This is a genomic window from Yoonia maritima, from assembly GCF_003003285.1.
In the GTDB taxonomy this organism is placed as follows: Bacteria; Pseudomonadota; Alphaproteobacteria; order Rhodobacterales; family Rhodobacteraceae; genus Yoonia; species Yoonia maritima.
Map to the genome: position 1 here is coordinate 123,427 of NZ_PVTP01000005.1, position 21,981 is coordinate 145,407.

Annotated in this window: 24 protein-coding genes; 6 read left to right on the plus strand and 18 right to left on the minus strand. The window is 53.9% G+C overall.

Annotated elements, in window-relative coordinates; translation table 11 throughout:
- Positions 1-26: 26 nt before the first annotated feature.
- Genes CLV80_RS09165 through CLV80_RS09195 form a run of 7 tightly spaced genes read right to left on the minus strand, consistent with a single transcriptional unit; the run spans position 27 to position 6,716 of the window.
- The gene (locus tag CLV80_RS09165; RefSeq protein WP_106357232.1) at positions 27-1,010 is read right to left on the minus strand and encodes an ABC transporter substrate-binding protein; all 984 of its coding nucleotides are present in this window, start codon (positions 1,008-1,010) and stop codon (positions 27-29) included.
- A 39-nt stretch (positions 1,011-1,049) separates the two neighbouring features.
- The gene (locus CLV80_RS09170) at positions 1,050-1,907 is read right to left on the minus strand and encodes an ABC transporter permease (protein WP_106357235.1); all 858 of its coding nucleotides are present in this window, start codon (positions 1,905-1,907) and stop codon (positions 1,050-1,052) included.
- Complete coding sequence (locus CLV80_RS09175; protein ID WP_106357237.1) at positions 1,904-2,824, minus strand: ABC transporter permease; 921 nt, start codon at positions 2,822-2,824, stop codon at positions 1,904-1,906. Before CLV80_RS09175 ends, CLV80_RS09170 begins: the two co-directional genes overlap by 4 nt.
- 45 nt (positions 2,825-2,869) lie before the next feature.
- Positions 2,870-3,652, minus strand: coding sequence for an ABC transporter ATP-binding protein (locus CLV80_RS09180; protein WP_106357240.1), 783 nt, complete (start codon positions 3,650-3,652; stop codon positions 2,870-2,872).
- 18 nt (positions 3,653-3,670) lie between these two features.
- A complete protein-coding gene (hydA, locus tag CLV80_RS09185; protein WP_106357242.1) occupies positions 3,671-5,125 on the minus strand; it encodes a dihydropyrimidinase in 1,455 nt (484 codons plus the stop codon).
- The gene (locus CLV80_RS09190) at positions 5,122-5,469 is read right to left on the minus strand and encodes a hypothetical protein (RefSeq protein ID WP_106357244.1); all 348 of its coding nucleotides are present in this window, start codon (positions 5,467-5,469) and stop codon (positions 5,122-5,124) included. Before CLV80_RS09190 ends, hydA begins: the two co-directional genes overlap by 4 nt.
- The gene (locus CLV80_RS09195) at positions 5,466-6,716 is read right to left on the minus strand and encodes a Zn-dependent hydrolase (RefSeq protein ID WP_106357246.1); all 1,251 of its coding nucleotides are present in this window, start codon (positions 6,714-6,716) and stop codon (positions 5,466-5,468) included. The genes CLV80_RS09190 and CLV80_RS09195 overlap by 4 nt, the downstream gene beginning before the upstream one ends.
- A 171-nt stretch (positions 6,717-6,887) precedes the next feature.
- On the opposite strand from CLV80_RS09195, the gene CLV80_RS09200 reads away from it, so the two are divergent.
- Both CLV80_RS09200 and CLV80_RS09205 read left to right on the plus strand, forming a co-directional pair.
- Positions 6,888-7,499, plus strand: coding sequence for a TetR family transcriptional regulator C-terminal domain-containing protein (locus CLV80_RS09200; RefSeq protein WP_106357248.1), 612 nt, complete (start codon positions 6,888-6,890; stop codon positions 7,497-7,499).
- A gap of 162 nt (positions 7,500-7,661) precedes the next feature.
- The gene (locus tag CLV80_RS09205; RefSeq protein WP_106357250.1) at positions 7,662-8,522 is read left to right on the plus strand and encodes an SDR family oxidoreductase; all 861 of its coding nucleotides are present in this window, start codon (positions 7,662-7,664) and stop codon (positions 8,520-8,522) included.
- On the opposite strand, the gene CLV80_RS09210 is transcribed toward CLV80_RS09205, so the two are convergent.
- A complete protein-coding gene (locus CLV80_RS09210) occupies positions 8,488-9,141 on the minus strand; it encodes an androgen-induced gene 1 family protein (protein ID WP_106357252.1) in 654 nt (217 codons plus the stop codon). The genes CLV80_RS09205 and CLV80_RS09210 overlap by 35 nt on opposite strands.
- A 189-nt stretch (positions 9,142-9,330) precedes the next feature.
- On the opposite strand from CLV80_RS09210, the gene CLV80_RS09215 reads away from it, so the two are divergent.
- Positions 9,331-10,116: an ion transporter gene (locus CLV80_RS09215; RefSeq protein WP_106357254.1), complete on the plus strand. Its 786-nt coding sequence runs from the start codon at positions 9,331-9,333 to the stop codon at positions 10,114-10,116.
- On the opposite strand, the gene dxs is transcribed toward CLV80_RS09215, so the two are convergent.
- From dxs to CLV80_RS09245, 6 genes are all read right to left on the minus strand, one after another.
- Positions 10,113-12,026 carry a 1-deoxy-D-xylulose-5-phosphate synthase gene (gene dxs / locus CLV80_RS09220; RefSeq protein ID WP_106357256.1) on the minus strand — a complete coding sequence of 638 codons (1,914 nt, stop codon included), beginning with the start codon at positions 12,024-12,026 and terminating at the stop codon, positions 10,113-10,115. The two genes, CLV80_RS09215 and dxs, sit on opposite strands and share 4 nt — an antisense overlap.
- Positions 12,027-12,037: 11 nt before the next feature.
- Positions 12,038-12,901 (minus strand): polyprenyl synthetase family protein, encoded by an 864-nt coding sequence (locus CLV80_RS09225; RefSeq protein ID WP_243394485.1) that lies wholly within the window; start codon positions 12,899-12,901, stop codon positions 12,038-12,040.
- On the minus strand, positions 12,894-13,130 hold the full coding sequence (locus CLV80_RS09230) for an exodeoxyribonuclease VII small subunit (protein WP_045995436.1): 237 nt from the start codon (positions 13,128-13,130) through the stop codon (positions 12,894-12,896). Before CLV80_RS09230 ends, CLV80_RS09225 begins: the two co-directional genes overlap by 8 nt.
- A complete protein-coding gene (locus CLV80_RS09235; protein WP_106357260.1) occupies positions 13,127-14,050 on the minus strand; it encodes a histone deacetylase family protein in 924 nt (307 codons plus the stop codon). Before CLV80_RS09235 ends, CLV80_RS09230 begins: the two co-directional genes overlap by 4 nt.
- Positions 14,051-14,132: 82 nt before the next feature.
- On the minus strand, positions 14,133-14,834 hold the full coding sequence (locus CLV80_RS09240) for a response regulator (protein ID WP_106357262.1): 702 nt from the start codon (positions 14,832-14,834) through the stop codon (positions 14,133-14,135).
- Positions 14,831-15,337: a MarR family winged helix-turn-helix transcriptional regulator gene (locus CLV80_RS09245; protein ID WP_106357264.1), complete on the minus strand. Its 507-nt coding sequence runs from the start codon at positions 15,335-15,337 to the stop codon at positions 14,831-14,833. The genes CLV80_RS09240 and CLV80_RS09245 overlap by 4 nt, the downstream gene beginning before the upstream one ends.
- Positions 15,338-15,484: 147 nt before the next feature.
- Between CLV80_RS09245 and CLV80_RS09250 the strand changes: the two genes are divergently transcribed.
- Positions 15,485-16,354: a branched-chain amino acid aminotransferase gene (locus CLV80_RS09250; protein WP_106357267.1), complete on the plus strand. Its 870-nt coding sequence runs from the start codon at positions 15,485-15,487 to the stop codon at positions 16,352-16,354.
- Positions 16,355-16,747: 393 nt separating this feature from the next.
- The gene (locus tag CLV80_RS09255) at positions 16,748-17,347 is read left to right on the plus strand and encodes a hypothetical protein (protein WP_106357269.1); all 600 of its coding nucleotides are present in this window, start codon (positions 16,748-16,750) and stop codon (positions 17,345-17,347) included.
- A gap of 2 nt (positions 17,348-17,349) precedes the next feature.
- On the opposite strand, the gene CLV80_RS09260 is transcribed toward CLV80_RS09255, so the two are convergent.
- Positions 17,350-18,270: a DMT family transporter gene (locus CLV80_RS09260; protein WP_106357271.1), complete on the minus strand. Its 921-nt coding sequence runs from the start codon at positions 18,268-18,270 to the stop codon at positions 17,350-17,352.
- Positions 18,271-18,383: 113 nt separating this feature from the next.
- On the opposite strand from CLV80_RS09260, the gene CLV80_RS09265 reads away from it, so the two are divergent.
- The gene (locus CLV80_RS09265; RefSeq protein WP_106357273.1) at positions 18,384-19,409 is read left to right on the plus strand and encodes a fatty acid desaturase; all 1,026 of its coding nucleotides are present in this window, start codon (positions 18,384-18,386) and stop codon (positions 19,407-19,409) included.
- Here CLV80_RS09265 and queG read toward each other — a convergent pair.
- The 3 genes from queG to mtgA form a co-directional block, all read right to left on the minus strand.
- Complete coding sequence (queG, locus tag CLV80_RS09270) at positions 19,377-20,411, minus strand: tRNA epoxyqueuosine(34) reductase QueG (RefSeq protein WP_375342194.1); 1,035 nt, start codon at positions 20,409-20,411, stop codon at positions 19,377-19,379. The two genes, CLV80_RS09265 and queG, sit on opposite strands and share 33 nt — an antisense overlap.
- Positions 20,412-20,453: 42 nt before the next feature.
- On the minus strand, positions 20,454-21,119 hold the full coding sequence (gene fzlA / locus CLV80_RS09275; protein WP_106357278.1) for an FtsZ-binding protein FzlA: 666 nt from the start codon (positions 21,117-21,119) through the stop codon (positions 20,454-20,456).
- A 64-nt stretch (positions 21,120-21,183) separates the two neighbouring features.
- Positions 21,184-21,933, minus strand: a complete 750-nt coding sequence (gene mtgA / locus CLV80_RS09280) for a monofunctional biosynthetic peptidoglycan transglycosylase (RefSeq protein ID WP_106357620.1) — start codon at positions 21,931-21,933, stop codon at positions 21,184-21,186.
- Between the last annotated feature and the right edge of the window lie 48 nt (positions 21,934-21,981).

A 21,981-nucleotide genomic window follows, 5' to 3' on the forward strand; every position in this document is an offset into this window, starting at 1 on the left:
CTTATTCTTAGCATAGATGACGCTGTTTAATTCAGCGCAGCGTCCGTAATGACGCTTGTCCATGCGCCTTCTGGTGCAGCAGAGATCACAGGATCAGAACCGCCAGCCAGCAGCGTATCGACCGTGCGCTGGTAATCAGCAGGATCAAGTGCGCCATTGGAACCAGCTGTCAGCTTAGCGATCTCGCCCATCATGCGAACCTGTGCTGCCTCGGTTTGCGCACCGGTTTCGTCGTTATCCAAAACGATCCCAGCCGCATCTTCGGCATTCTCTTCGGCCCATTTCCAGCCCTTCATAGAGGCGCGGACAAAGCGGGTCATCTTGTCGACAAAGGCAGGATCTTCGAGGTTATCTTCCAGCACATACATGCCGTCTTCTAGGGTCGCGACGCCTTGGTCTTCGTATAGGAATGTGACCAGTTCATCAGGTGAAACGCCCGCATCCAAGACCTGACCATATTCGTTGTAGGTCATCGTCGAAATGCAATCCGCCTGACGCTGCAACAGTGGATCAACGTTAAAGCCCTGCTTTAGAACGGTCACGCCTTCCTCGCCACCGTCAGTTGGAATGCCCGCTTGGGACATCCATGACAGGAACGGATATTCGTTGCCAAAGAACCAGACGCCAATGGTTTTGCCGCGGAAATCTTCGACACTTTCAATACCGGTATCTTTCCAGCAGGTCAGCATCAGTCCCGATGTTTTGAACGGCTGCGCGATGTTCACAACAGGCAGACCTTTTTCACGCGCGGACAATGCGGACGGCATCCAGTTCAGCATGACGTCAGCGCCACCACCAGCAAGCACCTGCGGCGGTGCGATGTCAGGGCCACCTGGCAAGATCGTCACGTCCAGCCCTTCTTCCTCATAAAACCCTTGGTCGAGCGCCACATAATAGCCCGCGAATTGGGCTTGCGTGACCCACTGCAACTGCAGTGTTACTTCGTCGTCGGCAGATGCTGCATTGCCTAAACCCGCGGCAAGAGCTGCCGCCATCATCAGTTTCTTCATTTTGACCTCCAAGTCAGATTAGAGCCCTCTTTTCGGGGCTTAAAGTTGTTTTCTTTGCGAAGGGTGCCAAAATGTGACCCGCCCTTCGATCCATGCCATCAGCCCGTAAAGCGTGCTTCCGGCGATTGCTGCCACCACAATTTCAGCCCAGACCATATCCAGCGCAAGCTGCCCGACGCTGGTAGATATGCGAAAGCCCATCCCAACCGTCGGAGAGCCGAAAAATTCAGCAACAATAGCCCCGATAAGCGCAAGAGTTGTCGCAATCTTTAGCCCGTTGAAAATGAATGGCATCGCAGCTGGCAAACGCAATTTAAACAGCGACGGCCAGTATCCGGCACCATAAGTCCGCATCAAATCACGCTGCATCGCGGTCGTGTCTCGCAACCCGGCAACCGTGTTCACAAGGATCGGGAAAAACACCATGACCCCAACAACAGCCGCTTTGGATTCCCAGCCGCTACCAAGCCATTTAACAAAGATTGGCGCGGTCCCGACGATTGGCAGCGCCGCCATAAATCCACCAACCGGCAAGATACCACGCGTCAGAAAATCTGAACGATCAGCAAGGATGGCAACAGCAAACGCAGCAACAGCACCAAAGAAGTATCCGGTCATCGCGCCTTTGATAATGGTCTGCTCAAAATCAGCCCAAAGGCGCGGTAGCTCGCTTACAAACCGCACACCAATCGCCGATGGCGGCGGTAGGATCACCGCATTCACCTCCAACATGCGAACTAGCCATTCCCACATTAGCAAAAGGGTCAATCCGAATATGATAGGCACAAGCAGGCCTACCAAGCGGGCGTCAGACTTTGGCCCATTTGCCAGCCGCGTGTTAATAAACCACCCAACAGCCCAAATGGCCAAGGCCCCGATGATTGCGACCCAAGTCATGCGCGCACCATCCCCATCCGACGTAAGGTCAGACGCTCTAACAGGCTAAACAGTCCGACCAACGCTGCGGCCGTGATCGCCGCAGCGAACAAGGCCGCCCAAGTCACAAGCGGCTGACCATATTGATCACCCACCAACATGCGTGCGCCGAATCCGGCCCGTGCACCCGTAGGCAATTCAGCCACGATTGCACCAACAAGCGATGCGGAAATACCAATCTTCAATGACGCAAACAGGTAAGGGACAGATGCTGGCAACCGTAGTTTCCAAAACCCTTGGGCGGGGCTGGCATGATAGGTGCGTAGCAAATCAAGCTGCATACCATCGGGGCTACGCAGTCCCTTTACCATCCCTACGACCACAGGAAAGAAGCTAAGATAAGCGCTAATAATCGCCTTCGGCAAAAGCCCCTGAATCCCAATCGCGCCCAGCATGACGATAATCATCGGAGCCAAAGCAAGGATCGGGATCGTCTGGCTCGCAATCGCCCAAGGCATCACGCTCATATCCATTGCGCGGTTGTAAACGATACCCACGGCAAGCAAGATTCCCAGCCCAGTCCCAATCGCGAAGCCAAGCAGAGTCGCGGATAGCGTCACCCAACCATGGTAAACAAGCGACCGCTTCGACGTGATTTTCTTCATCACAATCGTATCCCACATCTCAACCGCAACCTGGTGGGGCGAAGGCAGCCGTGGGCGTTCTTGAACAAAGGTCAGACCCAACAACGAAGGATTGCGAAGCGACAGCCCCAAACCGCTATGATCTTGGCGCTCTGCCGGTGTTTCCGGTGACACAGCCAGCCCATCACGCTGCGCCTGATCCGCAGTCAGATGCATATTCATCGGAATAACCGCCAACACCCAGACGAATAAAATCGCGGCAACAATAGTCAAAACTGGAAGGACAGATTTCATACGGCCACTCCCTCATCTTGCCCAAAATACTTCCGCCGGAGGCTCCTACACATCGTCATGCCCCGCCCTCAATCCATCGCGCACGCGATGGGCAATCTCGATAAATTCCGCACTGTCGCGAATATCCAAGGGGCGTTCTTTAGGAAGCGGGCTTTCGATGACATCGGTAATGCGACCGGGCCGCGGCGACATAACGACAATCTTGGTCGACAGATAAACCGCCTCGGGGATCGAATGTGTCACAAAGCCAATAGTCTTTTCTGTCCGCGCCCACAGCTTCAAAAGCTGCTCATTCAGATGGTCGCGGACGATTTCATCAAGCGCGCCGAACGGTTCATCCATCAACAGAATATCAGCGTCAAACGCCAACGCCCGCGCAATCGACGCGCGCTGCTGCATACCGCCCGATAGCTGCCACGGGAATTTCTTTTCAAACCCAGCCAGATCAACCAGCTCCAAAACACGCCCAACGCGTTCAGCCTGTTCTGACTTAGAAAAACCCATAATCTCAAGCGGAAGCTTGATATTCCCACCAATCGTCCGCCAAGGATACAGCCCAGCCGCCTGAAATACGTAACCATAGGCACGCGCGCGACGGGCCTCGTCTGGGGTCATTCCGTTAACAGTGATCGCACCCGAAGTTGGCGTCTCTAACCCGGCAATACAGCGTAAAAACGTCGTCTTGCCGCACCCCGAAGGCCCGATAAAGCTGACAAAATCACCCTTCTTGATCTCTAAATTCACACCCTTCAGCGCGTGCACCGGGCCGTCGTTCGTTTCAAACGTCAGGTTTAGCCCCTGCGCATTTATTATTGTTGGCTGGCTCAACACTTGCACCCTTATAAATTAGACCCCAGTCGCCGGAATGCCGGTGCGTTCCACAGGCCGCGGAGCGGTTAGGTCTTTCCATTTCGACAGCGCAGTGTTCACCGTGCCATTTGGATCGCGGGCGACGAATTCGCCGTGGCCTTCTTTGGCTTTTAATTCGCCATTGTCCACCGCGACGTAACCGCGGGTTAGCACATAGCGAGGGGTCGCCGAAACTTCGACGCCTTCAAATACGTTATAGTCAATCGCAGACGCTTGGGTGCTGGCCGAAATGGTTTTCTTGGCGTTCGGGTCCATCACTACGATATCCGCATCTGCGCCCACAAGGATCGCGCCTTTCTTTGGATAGCAGTTCAAGATTTTCGCGATGTTGGTCGATGTCACGGCAACAAATTCATTCATCGTAATACGGCCTGTTTCGACACCGTAGGTCCACAGCACAGGCAAACGGTCCTCTAGCCCGCCGGTCCCGTTGGGGATTTTTGAAAAATCGCCCACGCCATAGCGTTTTTGATCGGTGGTAAAGGCACAATGGTCGGTCGCCACGCATGATAACGTGCCCGACGCCAAACCAGCCCAAAGGCTATCCTGATGCTGTTTGTTCCGGAATGGGGGTGACATTACGCGGCGCGCGGCATGGTCCCAATCTTCATTGAAGTATTCAGATTCGTCCAAGACAAGGTGCTGCACCAATGGTTCACCCCAAACGCGTTTGCCCTGCATTTTGGCGCGACGGATCGCTTCGTGAGATTCTTCGCAAGACGTGTGCACGACATACAGTGGCGCACCTGCCATATCGGCGATCATAATCGCGCGGTTGGTGGCTTCGCCTTCGACTTGGGGCGGGCGGGAATAGGCGTGTGCCTCGGGGCCCGTGTTGCCTTCAGCCAGTAATTTAGCGGTTAGTTCTGCAACAACATCGCCGTTTTCGGCGTGGACCAACGGCGTTGCGCCCAGTTCAGCGCAGCGCTTGAAGGATGCGTAAAGTTCATCATCGTTCACCATCAACGCGCCTTTATAGGCCATGAAATGTTTGAACGTGTTGATGCCGTGTTCTTCGGTGATGGTCTTCATGTCATCAAAGACCTGTTCGCCCCACCATGTGATCGCCATGTGGTAGGAATAATCGCAGGCCGCGCGGCCCGATTTGTTATCCCAAACCTTGAGCGCATCCAGCAGGCTGTCACCCGGGCTGGGCAGACAGAAATCAACAACCATCGTGGTACCACCAGCCAGCGCAGCACGGGTACCCGTGGCAAAGTCATCTGCGGAGTAAGTGCCCATAAACGGCATCTCAAGATGCGTATGCGGGTCAATCCCACCCGGCATGACAAAGCAATCGGTCGCATCTAGAACTTCATCGCCCGACAGGTCCGGCCCGATCTCAATGATCTTGCCGCCGTCAATCAGCACGTCTGCCTTATAAGTCAGATCAGCGGTGACGACGGTTCCGTTTTTGATGACTTTGGTCATTTTTTGTTCTCCGAGGGGGGGTAATCTATAGGGCCCGTGTTTGAATAGTGCCTACCATTTTTAGGGGTAGGGGCGTTGAAATGGACCGGAACTTGAAATGAAATCCGATTAGCCGCTTCACGAGACGCACTTCCTTTGAGTTCTCCGATCCCTAACACAGAAATACCTCCACCACCTTCACCTGTTACAGTTACATCAACCTCAAATGTTACGAACTGTCCTTCAGTTTGTTTTTCACCTTCAACAAAACCCGGGGCTACGTATAGAAGGCTTTCATCTTGGGCTTCGGATACACCCTTGGTGATATCTAATAGTGTGTTCTTTACGAATTCGTCTAATTTCACCCAACAATCCCCGCCGTCTCAACAACCGCATGGAATAGCACGTCTGTTCCCGCAGCCGCCCATTCTTGGCTAATTTCTTCGGCCTCGTTATGTGACAGTCCGTCAACGCATGGGCACATGACCATAGCGGTCGGTGTCAGGCGATTGATCCAGCAGGCGTCGTGACCAGCGCCCGAGATGATATCCATGTGGGAATACCCCAGACGGTCCGCGGCGTTCCGCACGGCTGTCACGCAACCTTCGTCAAACGTTACCGGGTCAAAATGGCCAACGGCTTCGATTTCCATCGTTAGCCCGAGTTCTTCAATAATCGGTACTGCCTCGGCCTCTAGTCGTGCTTTCATGCCGTCGAGTTTATCCTGATCAGGGGAACGGAAATCGATGGTAAAGACAACCTTGCCCGGGATCACGTTACGCGAATTTGGGTAGACGTCGCAGTGACCAATCGCGCCAACCGCACCGGGCTGATTATCCATCGCAATCGTGTGCACCAGCTCCGTGATCCGCGCCATGCCAAGCCCTGCATTCACACGCATATTCATTGGGGTCGATCCGGTATGTGCATCTTTGCCCGTAAGGGTGACCTGCAACCACCACAAGCCTTGGCCATGCGTCACAACGCCGATCTGTTTATTCTCGGCCTCTAGAATTGGACCCTGTTCAATGTGCAACTCAAAGAACGCGTGCATCTTGCGGTCACCAACCTTTTCTTCGCCCTTCCAACCAATGCGCTCTAACTCTGCGCCAAATTTCTTACCCTCAGCGTCTTCACGGTCATAAGCCCAGTCTTGGGTGTGCATGCCAGCAAATACACCAGAGGCCAGCATCGCCGGGGCAAAGCGCGTGCCTTCCTCATTCGTCCAGTTAGTAACAACAATGGGGTGCTTGGTTTTGATGTCGAGATCATTCATCGTGCGCAGCAGTTCCAACCCACCTAACACACCCAGAACACCATCATATTTGCCACCAGTCGGCTGCGTGTCCAAATGCGATCCGACATAAACGGGCAACGCATCGGGGTCGGCACCTTCACGGCGGGCGAACATGTTGCCCATCTGATCGAGCCCCATGGTGCAACCTGCATCCGTGCACCACTTCTGAAACAGGTGACGACCTTCACTATCTTCGTCGGTCAGAGTTTGGCGGTTGTTACCACCGGCGATACCCGGGCCAATCTTGGCCATTTCCATCAGACTGTCCCACAAACGTGCACTATTGATCTTTAAATTTTCGCCTGGGGCTGCCATGAGTTATCTCCGCCGTAGAACAAGTCTAATTTGACCATTCGGTCAAAGTGAGGCTAACAGAGACATAGGCCCAGTCAAGTTTTCCGCGCAGAGAACATGCAGTTGCCGCAAAAGGATGCAAATACGCTAGGCAGTGACCACCGACGCCCTAAAATTGAGCAAGTACATACTATGAGTAAACCTGAGACACGTATTCAACAACGCAACCGCGCCGCAATTTTATCTGCAGGGCTAGATATTTTTTCTCAATTTGGCCTTCGAGGATCGACGCTTGATCAAATCGCTGACGCCGCAGGGTTATCGAAGCCCAATTTACTTTATTACTTTAAGTCGAAAGACGCGATTTATACCGCACTTTTGGAACGTCTTCTGGAAACATGGCTTGATCCACTTCAGAAAATGGACGCCAACGGAGATCCCATAAAAGAAATACTTGGTTATGTGCATCGCAAACTGGCGATGAGCAAAGACTACCCCCGCGAAAGCCGTCTGTTTGCGAACGAAATCTTACAAGGCGCTCCGCATATTGCTGATCACCTCAGTCAAGATTTACGACAACTGGTCGATGAAAAAGCAGTGGTGCTAAAGACATGGGAAGCAGCCGGAAAGATCGCGCCTATCGACCCTCATCATCTTGTCTTCTCAATTTGGGCAATGACACAACACTATGCGGATTTTGATGTGCAGGTCCGTGCTGTTTTAGGCGACAAGGACCCGTTCGAAGATGCGATGGCCTATCTTGATACGCTATTTCGCCGGATGCTAACCCCTCCCAATTCATAGATTGAGAATAGGTTTGGCCTTGGCAACGTTCACCTGCCAAGGCCAATTGCGTTAGAAATGCGGCATCTTTTACTATACGATGCATGAGCAAGAACCGATTATGAAAGCTAACGCTAGCGTCAGGGCTTGCGATCCCCGCCCTGCTACGGCACCACTACTTTTATGACCCATACACTTCTTTCTTTCGGTCACGGCTTTAGCGCGCAGGCGCTTGCCCGTGTTTTGCTGCCGCAGGGCTACACGATTATCGGAACAACGCGCTCCGCTGATGGCGCTGCCGAGGTCGCAGAAACAGGGGTTGAGGCTATGCTATGGCCCGGCACCGATATGGTACCTGCACTGGATAAGGCGACGCATCTGCTGATCTCGACCGCGCCCGGCGATGATGGTGACCCTGTGCTTGCCGCCCTGAAAGATGAGATCGCGGCACGTGCAAAACAATTCGAATGGGTCGGCTATTTGTCCACCACTGGCGTTTACGGCGATCACGCTGGTGATTGGGTTGATGAAACCACGCCGCTAACCCCAGCAACAAAACGCGGCATCGCGCGAGTCAAGGCAGAGGCCGCTTGGGCAGACATCCCCGACCTCCCCCTGCATATTTTCCGGCTTGCGGGCATCTACGGTCCCGGACGTGGACCATTTTCTAAGGTTCGCAGCGGTAGCGCACGGCGTATCATCAAGAAGGGTCAGGTCTTTAGCCGCACCCACGTTGATGACATCGCACAGGTTCTTGCAGCTTCTATCGCCAAACCGAACCCCGGTGCGGTCTATAACGTCTGCGACAACGACCCGGCGCCACCTGAAGACGTCATCGGTTACGCGGCCGAATTACTAGGGTTACCACTGCCCCCCGCCGAAGACTTTGAAACTGCCGAGATGACACCAATGGCCCGCAGCTTTTACGCAGAAAGCAAAAAGGTACGTAACGACAAGATCAAAGACGAACTTGGCGTTCGGCTCATCTATCCTGATTACCGGAGCGGACTTAAGGCGCTATTAGCGCAGGAAGAAAACGCCTGACGGTCCACGCGATGGCAGCGAATAGTAGCAAAAGAACAACGGCGATCGCTAAGTTTGATCCATAAAAAATCATGCGTTGCGGTAGTTCTAGATTGTTCAAGAACCGATAAGGCAGTCCGCTTGTCACTGCGCCCATAGGGGTTGCGTTAGTTGGACTAATCACAAGTTCGGTCCACAACACGTAGCCACCAATCACCCCGACAAGCCACGCCAAAGGCGCACCCAACCGCCGATAACTGCGATGGATAAAGAGCGTGTCAATCAGCTGAAGCAACGGTCCGAACAGATGCAAGTACAGTTCTAAATGCCATGCCATCAGCTGCCCATTGTCGGTCACTGATGTTGGGTCTGCGAAATACAACCGCCAAAACAAGAATACGACCATCGTGTTGATCACGGCGGTCATGCAGACAAAACCGTCCCAGCGCCTTTCGCTTCGGCCCTCTTGGATTGCCATCATACGGCTTGCCGCAAAGAAGGATGCGAAAAGCGCCCAGACGGTCAGATACCTCAGCGGTCCACCAAACCCATCATAATTGCCAAAAATCAAAGTCCGCAGGACGTAACCGCCGGCCAACAAGAAAACCACCCACCGATAGATGTGAACAAAATGCGTCATATAGATCCTCCCGACGCTTATGCTGCGTTGGTTGTGGATATTCGGTCCATAAGAACGCTACGTCGGGCGCGCTAACGGCCCGTCAGCGCCACCTGATGCGCAGTGCACACATTTGCGCGAATAGCCCCGCCGATCACTTGCGTATTAAACCGGCCCGCGCCATATGAAACCAACAATTTTGGCGGACCGATGACTTACAAAGAAACGCTTGCGCACTACCTTAGCTTACCCTTCACACGCAATTTCATCATCGGTGTCATTCTATTTAATGCCCTGATACTTGGCCTCGAAACATCCGACGCCATCATGAGCCGTTTCGGTGGTTTGATCGAAGCACTCGACACGCTGTGCCTTACAATCTTCGTTATCGAAATCGCTGCAAAGCTGGTCGCGCACGGTCGGCAATTCTTTCGCAGTGGCTGGAACCTGTTTGATTTCATCATCGTTGGCATCGCCTTGATCCCAGCAGCCCAAGGCCTTGCCGTGTTGCGTGCCCTTCGAATTTTGCGCGTGATGCGGATCATGTCAGCCGCGCCCAGCCTTCGCCGCGTTATCGAAGGTTTCGTAACCGCGCTTCCCGGGATGGGCAGTGTGTTTCTTTTGATGGCGATCATTTTCTATATCGGATCGGTCATGTCGACCAAGCTATTCGGCGATAGCTTTCCCCAATGGTTCGGAAGCCTAGGCCAATCGGCCTATTCGCTGTTCCAAATCATGACGCTTGAAAGCTGGTCCATGGGGATCGTCAGACCCGTGATGGCGACCTACCCTTATGCGTGGGCGTTCTTTATCCCATTCATCATGGTCACAACTTTTGCTGTCGTGAACCTACTGGTGGGTCTGATCGTGAATTCAATGCAAGACGCCCACGCCGAAGAAGCAAACGCAAGCACAGACGCCTATCGTGACGCCGTTCTACAGCGTTTGATCGCGATCGAAAAACACTTGGATATGAAGAACGCGCCTGAGGACTAGGCGCGTTTTCCGATTACTTCAACGCCCAAGACATCCAAAACCTTGGCTTCGATATCATCGGCGTTCAGTCCCGCAGTGTCATACATCGCGCGTGGGCTGGCCTGATCAATAAAGGTATCAGGCAGCACCATGGACCGGAATTTCAGGCCGTGATCGAACACGCCCTCATCCGACAATAGCTGTGCGACATGTGACCCAAAGCCACCGACACTGCCTTCTTCGATGCAGATCAGTGCCTCGTGATCAGCGGCCAGTTTCAGGATCATGTCTTTATCAAGCGGCTTAGCAAAACGTGCATCAGCCACGGTTGGATTGATGCCCTTTGCAGATAGCGCTTCGCAGGCGGCGGTCACTTCTTGCAGCCGCGTCCCGAAAGACAGGATCGCAATGCGCGATCCTTCTTTGATCATCCGGCCTTTGCCGATTTCCAGCAGTTCTGGATTTTGCGGCATCTCGACACCCACGCCTTCGCCCCGTGGGAAACGGAACGCAATCGGACCGTCGTCATAGGCGGCAGCCGTGGCAACCATGCGCACCAATTCAGCCTCATCAGCGGCGGCCATCACGACCATCCCTGGCAAGTTCGCCAAGAACGCCACATCGAATGCACCCGCATGAGTCGCGCCGTCAGCACCAACAAGCCCAGCGCGGTCAATCGCGAAACGGACGGGTAAACGCTGGATCGCAACATCATGCACAACCTGATCATAGCCACGCTGCAGGAACGTCGAATAAAGCGCACAGAACGGACGCATCCCGCCAGCGGCAAGACCCGCACTAAACGTCACCGCATGTTGTTCGGCGATACCAACGTCAAAGCAACGACTGGCGTAGCGTTTCATGAAACGGTCAAGGCCAGTTCCGTCAGGCATCGCAGCGGTGATCGCGCAAATCTTGGGATCATTGGCGGCCAGATCAATCAAAGTCTCAGCAAATACCGAAGTATAAGACGGCGCGTTACTTGGCGCTTTCTTTTGTTCGCCAGTAACAACGTCGAACTTTGCGCGGGCATGACCCTTATCGCTCGCATCTTCGGCGGGGGCGTATCCCTTGCCCTTTTTGGTAATCGCGTGGATCAGGATCGGGCCATCTGCGCGTTCTTTGACGGTGCGCAGCACAGACAAGAGCTGATCCATGTCGTGGCCGTCGATGGGGCCGAGGTAGGAAAAACCAAGTTCTTCGAACATCGTGCCACCGACGGTCATATGCTTCAGCATATCCTTGGCGCGTTTGGCACCTTCGCGGAATGGTTCGGGCAGCAATGACACTGCACCTTTTGCAGCCGCTTTGAATTCCTGAAACGGTTCGCCCGCGTATAGACGTGACAGATATGAAGACATCGCGCCAGTTGGCGGGGCAATCGACATTTCATTGTCGTTCAAGATCACGATCAAACGCTTGCCTAGATGACCTGCGTTATTCAGCGCCTCATAGGCCATACCAGCCGACATCGCGCCATCACCGATTACGGCAATCGCATCGCCACCTTCGCCGCCCAGGTCACGTGCAACGGCAAAGCCAAGTGCCGCAGAAATCGACGTGCTCGAATGCGCAGCGCCGAACGGGTCATAGGGGCTTTCAGATCGTTTTGTAAAACCGCTTAGCCCACCTTCGGTCCGCAGCGTGCGAATACGATCACGACGTCCGGTTAGGATTTTATGTGGGTAACATTGGTGGGATACATCCCAGATGATCTTGTCCTTGGGCGCATCGAACACAGCGTGCAAGGCGACGGTCATTTCAACCACACCCAGCCCAGCGCCCAAATGCCCGCCGGTCACGGACACCGCTGCGATAGTTTCGGCGCGCAGATCATCGGCCAGCTGCCGCAGCTCCGCGTCCGATAGCTGCTTCATGTCATCTGGCGTATTCACGCGATCCAAAACGGGGGTAAGTGGCTGGCTGGTCATCTTGCTACCCTTCAATGCGTCCGCGAAATCACAAAGCGGGCGGCTTCTTTTAACGTCTCAGCGTCGTCTCCATAGACAGATAGCGCATCACAGGCAGTTTTTACTAGGTCCGCAGCGCGACGTTTCGCCCCGTCCAGCCCTAAATGCGACACAAATGTCGCCTTGCCTGCTGCGGCATCCTTGCCGACGGCCTTACCTACTTGCTCAGCGTCGCCTTCAATATCCAAAACATCGTCCCAGATCTGGAACGCAAGGCCAAGGGAATCCCCGTATTGCTTAAGCGGCGCTGTATCAGCTTGGGCCATACGTGCACCTGCCATCGCAGACCATGAAATCAAAGCGCCGGTCTTACCCGCCTGCAACGCCATCACCTGTCCAAGGCTGAGCGGTGCACGTGCAGTCTCGGCTGCGATATCGGCGGCCTGTCCACCCACCATCCCGCGAACGCCAGCGGCCCGCGCCAAGGTCTGTGCTAATACAATGCGTGCGTCAGCTGCGATATCGGGGCGCAGAACACACTCGAACGCAAGCGACTGTAATGCATCCCCGACAAGTACAGCAATCGCCTCGTCCCATTTCACGTGCACGGTCGGTTGGCCGCGGCGCAGCGCATCGTCATCCATGCAAGGCAAATCATCATGCACCAGTGAATAGGCATGCATGCATTCGATCGCGGCAGCAACGGGCAGCGCTGAGGTTATCCCGTGCAGCTTGGCCGTTTCCAACACAAGAAACGCGCGCAACGCTTTGCCGCCTTGCGTCGCATATACCATACCCTTGCCGATTTCGCCGGGCAGGTTGTCCAGTTCACCAGCAATATATCGTTCAGTTTGCGCGGCGGCGGTCCGTAGCGCGACTTCAAATCCCTTAGCCATCCAGCGGTGCAGTCCCTTTGGGTTCACCATTCTCGCCAAACGTAATACGGGCGACTTTTTCTTCAGCTTCTTTCAGCTTTGCCTCGCAGCGCGCCTTTAGCGCAGCACCGCGTTCATAAAGGGCAATCGATTGATCCAAGGCCACATCACCACGCTCAAGCTGGCCAACAACAGCCTCTAGCTCTTTCATTGCGTCTTCAAAGCTCATCTCTTCAACAGGCGTGGTCATCGGCCTCTTTCCTCCAATACGCTGACATGGGCGCGGGCAGCATCGCCCAGTGCGTTCAGGTCATACCCACCTTCGAGCATGGACACAACGCGGCCTTCGCAATGTTCATCTGCCAGATCGCACAGACGCTGTGTTACCCAGCCAAAGTCGTCGGTTTGTAATCTCATACCCGCCAATGGATCATCTTCATGTGCATCAAATCCCGCCGATATCAGCAGAAGTTGAGGAGAAAACGCAGCAACGCGCGGGAAGACCACACGATCCATCACATCGCGGAAAGTGGCTGACCCCGTCCCTTCGGGCAATGGCACGTTCAAAACGTTGCCTACACCCGTTTCATGTGCGGCCCCGGTACCGGGATATAGCGGCGATTGATGCGTTGAACAAAAGAGGATGCGCGGATCATCCTCGACCAAATCCTGCGTGCCATTCCCGTGGTGCACGTCAAAATCAACGATGGCGACACGATCCAAACCATGGTGGTCCAGCGCATATTTCGCGGCAATCGCGATATTCCCAAAGAAACAAAACCCCATGGCGGTTTCACGTTCCGCATGATGCCCGGGGGGGCGTGTCGCACCAAACGCATTGCTAACATCACCAGACATGACCATATCAACACCACGAACAGCAGCGCCCGCCGCACGATAGGCCGCCTGCAAAGTACCAACAGACATATGCGTGTCAGCGTCCAGTGACCGCCAACCATTTTCAGGGGCAGCGTCCCTGATCGCGGCAACGTGCGATTTGGGATGCGCACGCAGCAGATCATCTTCGGCCACAAGCGGGGCCTTCACCCTATACAAATCTAAATCGGATAGCGCATTAAGAACCGCATCCAACCGCGCCACCTGTTCAGGGTGACCCGGTGGGGTCACATGATCGTAGCAATCGTCATGGGTAATCAATGCGGTGACCATAGCGCAGCCTTTCGTCCGAAGTGCAAACTCTCGATAAGACTAACCTAATAAATGTCGCGCGCCCACAGGGCGCACAACGAGGTCACTCCGGAGCGAGCATATACCCAGCACCCCGAACGGTTTGCAGGTAGCGGGGTTGCTTTGGGTCCGCTTCAATCTTGCGACGTAGCCGCGTGATTTGCACATCAACTGCACGTTCTTGAGTCTGACCACCAGACCGGCTTAGCTCTTCAACCAATTGCGCGCGGCTAATCGGCTCTCCCGGATGCCCTGAGAAAATACGCATGAGCTGGCTTTCGGTTGCGGTTAAACGCACCAAGGCGTCACCTTCCCAAAGCTCTCCACGCTCAATATCGTAGCGGACAGGGCCCATGTGCATAACCTTGGGCAGAACGACGACAGGTTCGGCTTCTGGCATCCGGCGCAAGATCGCATTGATCCGCAGCAACAGCTCTTTGGGCTCAAAAGGCTTCGCTAGATAATCATCTGCACCAGCCTCTAGCCCTGAAATACGGTCATCCGTTTCCGCCTTAGCCGTCAGCAACATGATTGGCGTTGTCAGCTTTTGGCGCAGATCGCGGCACAGCGTGACACCGTCTTCGCCCGGCATCATCACGTCCAACACAATCAGGTCAAATTCCAAACCTGACAAAATACGCCGCGCATGCGCCGCGTCACGTGCTGTCGTTACAAGAAAACCACTTCTGACCAAGAATTTACGCAACAGGCTGCGAATACGTTCATCATCGTCCACAATTAATAAATGGGCGTCGTCAGCCTTCATTCTGTTCTATCCTTCATCGCCTCATAATGGTGACGCGTTTGGTCATCCATCATGGCCTCCAACACTTGCCGAAACCCCGCCACCGCGTCAGGTCCAACAGTACGATATGCCGCCCGCATTCGATCACGTTGCGCATCCGACAATGCACGTTCTAACACAGCTCCCTCTGGTGTTAGATGCAAATGTCGTTCTCGCTTGTCCTTTTTACCGACAGTGCTCGCCACCAAACCGTCTTCGATCAATGTACGCAACACACGATTAAGCGATTGTTTTGTAACACCCAGAATTGACAGCAGGTTATTTACCGTCGTGCCAGGACTGCGATGAATGAAATGGATTGCGCGGTGATGTGCCCGACCATAAGATTTTTCTTCAAGGATACGGTCTGGGTCAGCGGTAAATCCACGATAGGCGAAAAACATCGCCTCGATCCCCTTACGCAACTGTTCGTCCGTCAGAAAAAGCAGACTTTGTCCCGTCTGTGGCTGCGGCCCGTCACTCATGCGCGTACTCCTTTTAACTCAAGGAACAATACGTCAGCTTTGTTGACATTCCAAGAATCAACTGCTAGCGAAACCCACAAAATACGCAATATTATGTCCAAAACGGACCTAATGTCGTAACAAATGCAAATTCCCGTGGAGGCGATGATGGCTGGTGCATATGATGACCGTGATGGCAAAATCTGGATGGACGGCCAATTGGTCGAATGGCGCGATGCCAACGTTCACATTCTGACCCACGCTATGCACTATGCGTCATCTGTCTTTGAAGGCGAGCGCTGCTACAATGGCAAGATCTTTAAATCCGTCGAACACTCTGAACGCCTGATCAAATCAGGCAAGCTGTTGGACATGGAAATTCCATACTCAATCGAAGAAATCGAAAAAGCAAAATATGACGTTCTAAAGGCCAACGGTTGGGAAGACGCATATGTCCGGGTGGTCGCATATCGTGGCGCAGGTGAGGACATGGGTGTCGCATCCAACAAAAACCCAGTGCGCATGGCTGTCGCAGCGTGGGAATGGGGTGCCTATTATGGCGACGCCAAGATGAAAGGCGCAAAGCTGGACATCGCGAAATGGAAACGCCCGTCACCGGAAACGATCCCAACAGCGGCTAAGGCCGCCGGTCTTTACATGATCTGCACAATGTCCAAACACGCCGCCGAAGCCAAAGGCTGCTCGGACGCGCTGTTCATGGATTATCGCGGCTATGTCGCCGAAGCGACTGGCGCAAACATCTTTTTCGTCAAAGACGGCGAAGTGCACACACCTGATCCAGATGCGATCCTGAACGGGATCACACGCCAGACCGTGATCGGCATGCTCGAGGCCAAAGGGATCAAGGTCAACGTGCGCCGCATCATGCCAGAAGAGCTAGAAGGGTTTGAGCAATGCTGGCTAACCGGCACCGCAGCAGAAGTAACCCCAGTAGGCCAGATCGGTGATTACACATTCGAAGTTGGCGCGCTTACACGCGAGATCGCCGAAGACTATGAAAAACTCGTTCGCGCTTAACAGTGAACTGCGCTGATCATCGGTTGGCTATCACGCTTCATGCGTGCAAGCGCTGGACCCGATAAGCATTGATCCGACCGTCGCTGGCCCTCGCCCGGCGGCGGCGCTGCAATGCTAGACTTTGCTGACTCGGCTTCGCATTTCTTACAACAGCAATGAGTCGTCCTAAAGTGAGTCTGGTGGGGCTTTCTGGTTGATCAAGCATTTGTTTTGTCATGTTGTCCTCCCAAGTAGACCCTTAGGATAGCATATTTTGCACGCCTTAGGTGTAATCTGGGCAACTTTTTCTACATAAATCGATCATCTCATAGTTGATGGACAAAATTCGGCCAGTTTTCAAAGTATAACCGGCCCGGTAACCAGTTCTTTGAGACGATGAGAAGACGCAAGAATATGCATTCGACACGACACAAGCATGACCAACTGAATGCAGATCTTTCTATCAGACATATTCTAAAAGGTGCGCCCCAGGATTTATGGCTAGACACGATTAGGCGCGCAAAATACGCGTCACACAATACGCTCATCTCGTGGATGCTAAGCCAACCCGAATGTGACTTTGCAATCGCAGTTCATGCGTTTTATCGCAGCAATCCCGCAAAACATTTGGATGACCCGAAACCGCTGCCAGCCCATCCAGAACCCGACGACATATTCTCTCGGGTCTTGATACAATGGGACATCGGTTTTTATCGCACTCACCGCCTCATGGTTGAAGACCGCGATGCGCCATTGCGCCAGATCGCACGACTAAACCAAAAAGTTATTGCGCGCCCACGTGGGTCGTTGCCATTTCAGGTACCTACTCGCTTTCTAGAGCCAAAGGGCGGAACGAACATTAGCATCCCAGCGCACCTTTCGCCGACAGATGTGCATAAAATCTGGAAGAAATACGCTGATGCGGGACTTGATGTGCCAACTGCGGCACCCGGCCTACCTCGCCAGATCGCTCAGATTAAGAACCGGTTCCTGCGACGGACAGAACGTAACTAAAACTAGCCGCCCACGTTTCCTGTCGCCTTGCGCTGTTGGGACCGCTTAAGCCCAAGCTGCCGTTCGCGCCAGATAATCAGCACACCGGCTGCAATAACAACCGAAGCCCCTAACAACATCGTTCCTGTCGGAACTTCGTCAAAGATGAAATATCCGATAACAAGCGCAAGAATCATCGAACTGTAATCAAACGGCGCAACAAGCGAAGCATCCGCGAAACGATAGCTTGAGGTCAGGAATATCTGCCCGATACCTCCGAAAAGCCCTGCAAAAATCAACATCAACGCCATTGACGCTGACGGTATCGTCCAGCCCCACGGAATCGTAAACAACGCCATGACCGACGATGTAATGGTGAACCAAAACACAATCGCGGCGGTGCCCTCAGTATTGACCAGTTTACGGACAAACACCTGCGCCAAAGCCGCCATGACCGCCCCCATCAGCACAACGAGTGCGCCTAATGTTTCGGATGCGCCCAACGACGCACCAACCGACAATCGGGGCGACAAGACGATCAAAACACCAACCATCCCCAATGCAACCGCAGACAACCGAAAAACACCAACCTGCTCGTTTAAAAACATCGCGGCAAAGATAACGACCAACAGCGGCGCTGCATAACCAATTGCCGTCACTTCTGGCAAAGGCAGCAATCCCAGCCCGGTAAAGCCTAAGCCCATTGCAGACGTTCCAACCAAGCCGCGCCAAAAATGCCCCATCGGATTACTTGTCTTCCAACCATGGCGCAGCTCACCCCGCAAAGCGAGCCAGCCAAGTATAATAGGAAGCGCGAAAAACGACCTAAAGAATACCGCCTCTCCCGGTGGTACATCAGCCGACGCGGCTTTGATCAAGCTCGCCATCGCCATGAACATACAGACTGACATCACCTTGAGAAGAATTCCGCGTAGGGGCTGCATGATTGTCTCCTTTTGGGCACCCTAGGACGCATACCCAACACATTGAAGCCTTTATTGCTTGCTACCGCTCAGCGTTAAGGTATCCGTTACACAGTCACAATAAGAAGCACTGCATGCCCTCAGATAATAACTCCCCGACATCGCCTAGCCCACGTGATTGGGTACGAATTCTCGCGAACTATCGTGAACCCAGCAGCCTGCGTAGCAGCATTGAACTGATGATAAGTTTTGTTCCGTTCGTTGGCCTATGGATATTGGCCTGCCTCGTGGCTCCTTACAGCTATATCGGCGCATTTTTGATCTCTGCGTTTAACGGCTGCTTTCTTCTTCGACTTTTCTGCATTCAGCATGATTGCGGGCACGGATCATTCTACGGCAACCGGACAGTCAGTGACTGGGTCGGCCGCGTTTTGGGCGTTGTTACACTGACCCCCTACGATGTATGGCGCCGCACACATTCGATCCACCATAGCCACGCCGGTGACCTTGATCATCGCGGCATTGGTGACGTGATGACACTGACCGTTGAAGAATATCATCAACGCACCGCATTTGGTCGTTTCATGTACCGCGCTTATCGCCATCCGCTGGTCATGTTCGGCCTTGGCCCGACATATTTGTTCATCCTCCAGAACCGTCTCCCACTTGGATTGATGGACCAAGGTAAAAAGTACTGGATCAGCGCCATGGGGACAAACGCAGCAATCGTCGCAATCCTCGGCACGATCGTATATTTCGGCGGATTGCAAGCACTGTTCCTTGTCTTTCTTCCAACAACTCTGATCGCCGCGTCCATTGGTGTTTGGCTGTTCTACGTTCAACATCAGTTTGAAACCACGCACTGGGAACAGGCACCAGATTGGCAACTACACGAGGCCGCGCTTCACGGCAGCTCTCACTATGATTTGCCACCAATCTTGCGTTGGTTCACTGCGAACATCGGGATTCACCACGTACACCACCTGTACAGCCGCATCCCCTTCTATCGCCTGACAGAAGTTCTGCGCGACCACCAAGAACTGGTCGAAGTTAGCCGCCTGACAATGCTGCAAAGCGTCAAGTGCGCGAGCCTTGATCTTTGGGATGAGAAAAAGCGTCGGTTGGTTTCATTCGCTGCTGCGCGCCGCGCTACTTCCTAAACGGTCTAATGCCCACCGTGCAGCTTCGGCGACGGTGGGATCCGAATCGCCAATCAATCGGGCGACCGCACCAGCAAGGGTTCGGTCGCCCGAATTGCCTATGGCATATGCGACATTGCGCACAAACCGGTCACGACCGATGCGTTTGATAGGCGACCCCGAAAACCGCGCCCGAAATGCAGCATCGTCAAGCGCAGCAAGCTCGGATAACGGCGGCGCGATTAGATCTTCGCGTGCGGCATATTTCGCGTCACGGCCCGTGTTTGCGAATTTGTTCCACGGACAAACACCCAAACAGTCATCACAACCGTAAATCCGGTTCCCCATCAAGGCACGTAATTCGAGGTCGACCGGACCTTTGTGTTCAATCGTCAGATAGGAAATACAGCGCCGTGCATCCAACTGATACGGGGCGGGAAAGGCCGATGTTGGACAGACATCAAGGCACGCCGTGCAGCTACCGCAGTGGCTGACCTCTGGCGTATCCGGCTCAAATTCAACCGTCGTAAAAATCGCACCGATAAAGAACCAAGATCCAAGATCGCGCCCCAAAACATTGGTGTGTTTTCCCTGCCAACCCAGCCCGGCAGCTTGGGCTAATGGCTTTTCCATAACCGGGGCCGTATCCACGAAAACCTTGATCTGGGCCTCTGGCACTTGTTCGATCAGCCAACGCCCCACACGCTTTAGCCGTTTTTTCACAACATCATGGTAATCGCGTCCTTGGGCATAGACGCTAATCGCTGCACGGTCAGGATGATCTAATACCTCGAGCGGGTCATGTTCCGGCGTGTAAGGTTCAGCCAGCATGATAACCGATTTTGCCTCCGGCCAAAGCGCGGCAGGGTTGCCTCGCCAATGCATCCGTTCGGCCATCCATTCCATTTGTCCATGCATCCCTGCATCAACAAATGTCGCTAATCGGTCGGCAATCTCAGGAACTGAATCCGGGCGGCAGATGCCAACTTTAGCAAAACCCGCCTCTTGGACGTATGTTACCAACCGGTCCTTCACAGGATTACAGCAGAACGTGTTCCGCGACCTTTAGAAATCCAGATCAGCATAATGCGCAGCCGGTTGGAAACCAGGCACCTCATCCGCCAAAAGCGACCGGAACGCCGGACGCGATTTAATCTTGGCGTACCAGTCCTTCACGACCTCGTGGCGATTCCAGTCAACATCACTTGTGTAATCTAGGCAGGACAAATGCGCCGCTGCCGCGAAATCTGCGATAGTCATTTCGTTGCCAGCAAGCCAACGGCGGTCTTCCAGCAAATAGGCCATGTAATCGAGATGGTACTTGATCGCACGCGCCCCTGCTTTGACGTTCGTGCTGTCCGGGTAACCCGTCCCCATCACCTTGCGATATACACGTTCGCCGATCAGCTTTGTTGTGACCTCGTGATAAAATTTATCGTCGAACCAGCCAACAAGGCGTCGCGCCTCGTAACGGGCATCCAACTCGCGCGGCAGAAGAGCTGGCGTTGGGTGCAGTTCTTCGAGGTACTCAAAGATCGCATTGCTGTCCGCCATCATGCGACCATTCATTTTAAGAACAGGAATTTTTCCGGCCGGATTACGGCGCAAAAATTCAGCGTCTTGTTCCCAATAGCGTTCTTCGACAAGACCGACTTCGATCTTCTTTTCGGCAAGGCACAACCGCACTTTGCGTGAATACGGAGACAACGGGTAATGATACAGGGTGTTCATGACGGACTCACAAATCGGTTTTACTCTTCAATGCAGCAAGGGCGCGTCCGGATCAATGGTTGGATCAGCTTTCGAAACAATCCGCGCGACCATCCGCCTTGATTGTTTGGGCTCCGCTGATGATGGCAGAGGTCCGATCGCGAGTGTATGGGCTGGGGTTTGATGCCGAACGGGTTTTCGGTGCGGGTAGAATCGCGGCAAGCCGTGCGGCCTGTGTCGCAGACAGATTCGCAGCATCCACGCCAAAGTAATGGCGCGCAGCAGCCTGTACACCAAACACACCCTCATCGAATTCAGCGACGTTTAGGTACAGTTCAAGAATACGGCGTTTGGTCCAAACCGCCTCTGACAATGGGGTCCATAATGCCTCCATCGCTTTGCGCAGCCAGCTACGCCCGTGCCAAAGATAAACGTTCTTGATGACTTGCTGTGAAATCGTCGATGCGCCACCGCGGCCACGATCAATCGCGGAACGGATAGCATTGACGTCCAGCCCCCAATGCAAACAGAAATTGGCATCCTCTGCTGCCACGGCAGAGCGCGCCATCACTGGTGCGATATCCTCGATCGGGGTCCAATCATATTTGATTGAACCCAAACGGCTGCGTTCCGAGAACATATATGGCGTCGTTGGCGGCGGGACGACCGCGTAAAGCAAGGTCGCTAACAACACGAATCCAAGCACTGCAAAGCCAAAACCCCAAATCACCCGGCGCACCATTTGCCAGCCCCGCTCAACCAAGCTGGGCTGTTTTTTCCGCGTATTTCGCTTTTTGGGCGTGGGTTTCTTTTTGGGTGTTTTACGCTCTGCCATCAGCACCATAAGCCACGTGCCGGGTTGTGTGGTCAAGAAGCAGATCGC

Bases quoted from the DNA above. Each gene is read 5' to 3' on its own strand.
- CLV80_RS09245 (WP_106357264.1), bottom strand. From the start codon at position 15,337: ATGAGTGACGGGCCGCAGCCACAGACGGGACAAAGTCTGCTTTTTCTG.
- CLV80_RS09265 (WP_106357273.1), top strand. From the start codon at position 18,384: ATGCCCTCAGATAATAACTCCCCGACATCGCCTAGCCCACGTGATTGG.
- CLV80_RS09215 (WP_106357254.1), top strand. From the start codon at position 9,331: ATGACTTACAAAGAAACGCTTGCGCACTACCTTAGCTTACCCTTCACA.
- hydA (WP_106357242.1), bottom strand. From the start codon at position 5,125: ATGACCAAAGTCATCAAAAACGGAACCGTCGTCACCGCTGATCTGACT.
- CLV80_RS09240 (WP_106357262.1), bottom strand. From the start codon at position 14,834: ATGAAGGCTGACGACGCCCATTTATTAATTGTGGACGATGATGAACGT.
- mtgA (WP_106357620.1), bottom strand. From the start codon at position 21,933: ATGGCAGAGCGTAAAACACCCAAAAAGAAACCCACGCCCAAAAAGCGA.
- CLV80_RS09175 (WP_106357237.1), bottom strand. From the start codon at position 2,824: ATGAAATCTGTCCTTCCAGTTTTGACTATTGTTGCCGCGATTTTATTC.
- CLV80_RS09260 (WP_106357271.1), bottom strand. From the start codon at position 18,270: ATGCAGCCCCTACGCGGAATTCTTCTCAAGGTGATGTCAGTCTGTATG.
- CLV80_RS09235 (WP_106357260.1), bottom strand. From the start codon at position 14,050: ATGGTCACCGCATTGATTACCCATGACGATTGCTACGATCATGTGACC.
- CLV80_RS09170 (WP_106357235.1), bottom strand. From the start codon at position 1,907: ATGACTTGGGTCGCAATCATCGGGGCCTTGGCCATTTGGGCTGTTGGG.
- CLV80_RS09200 (WP_106357248.1), top strand. From the start codon at position 6,888: ATGAGTAAACCTGAGACACGTATTCAACAACGCAACCGCGCCGCAATT.
- CLV80_RS09165 (WP_106357232.1), bottom strand. From the start codon at position 1,010: ATGAAGAAACTGATGATGGCGGCAGCTCTTGCCGCGGGTTTAGGCAAT.
- CLV80_RS09195 (WP_106357246.1), bottom strand. From the start codon at position 6,716: ATGGCAGCCCCAGGCGAAAATTTAAAGATCAATAGTGCACGTTTGTGG.
- fzlA (WP_106357278.1), bottom strand. From the start codon at position 21,119: ATGAACACCCTGTATCATTACCCGTTGTCTCCGTATTCACGCAAAGTG.
- CLV80_RS09250 (WP_106357267.1), top strand. From the start codon at position 15,485: ATGGCTGGTGCATATGATGACCGTGATGGCAAAATCTGGATGGACGGC.
- CLV80_RS09225 (WP_243394485.1), bottom strand. From the start codon at position 12,901: ATGGCTAAGGGATTTGAAGTCGCGCTACGGACCGCCGCCGCGCAAACT.
- CLV80_RS09230 (WP_045995436.1), bottom strand. From the start codon at position 13,130: ATGACCACGCCTGTTGAAGAGATGAGCTTTGAAGACGCAATGAAAGAG.
- dxs (WP_106357256.1), bottom strand. From the start codon at position 12,026: ATGACCAGCCAGCCACTTACCCCCGTTTTGGATCGCGTGAATACGCCA.
- CLV80_RS09210 (WP_106357252.1), bottom strand. From the start codon at position 9,141: ATGACGCATTTTGTTCACATCTATCGGTGGGTGGTTTTCTTGTTGGCC.
- CLV80_RS09255 (WP_106357269.1), top strand. From the start codon at position 16,748: ATGCATTCGACACGACACAAGCATGACCAACTGAATGCAGATCTTTCT.
- CLV80_RS09205 (WP_106357250.1), top strand. From the start codon at position 7,662: ATGACCCATACACTTCTTTCTTTCGGTCACGGCTTTAGCGCGCAGGCG.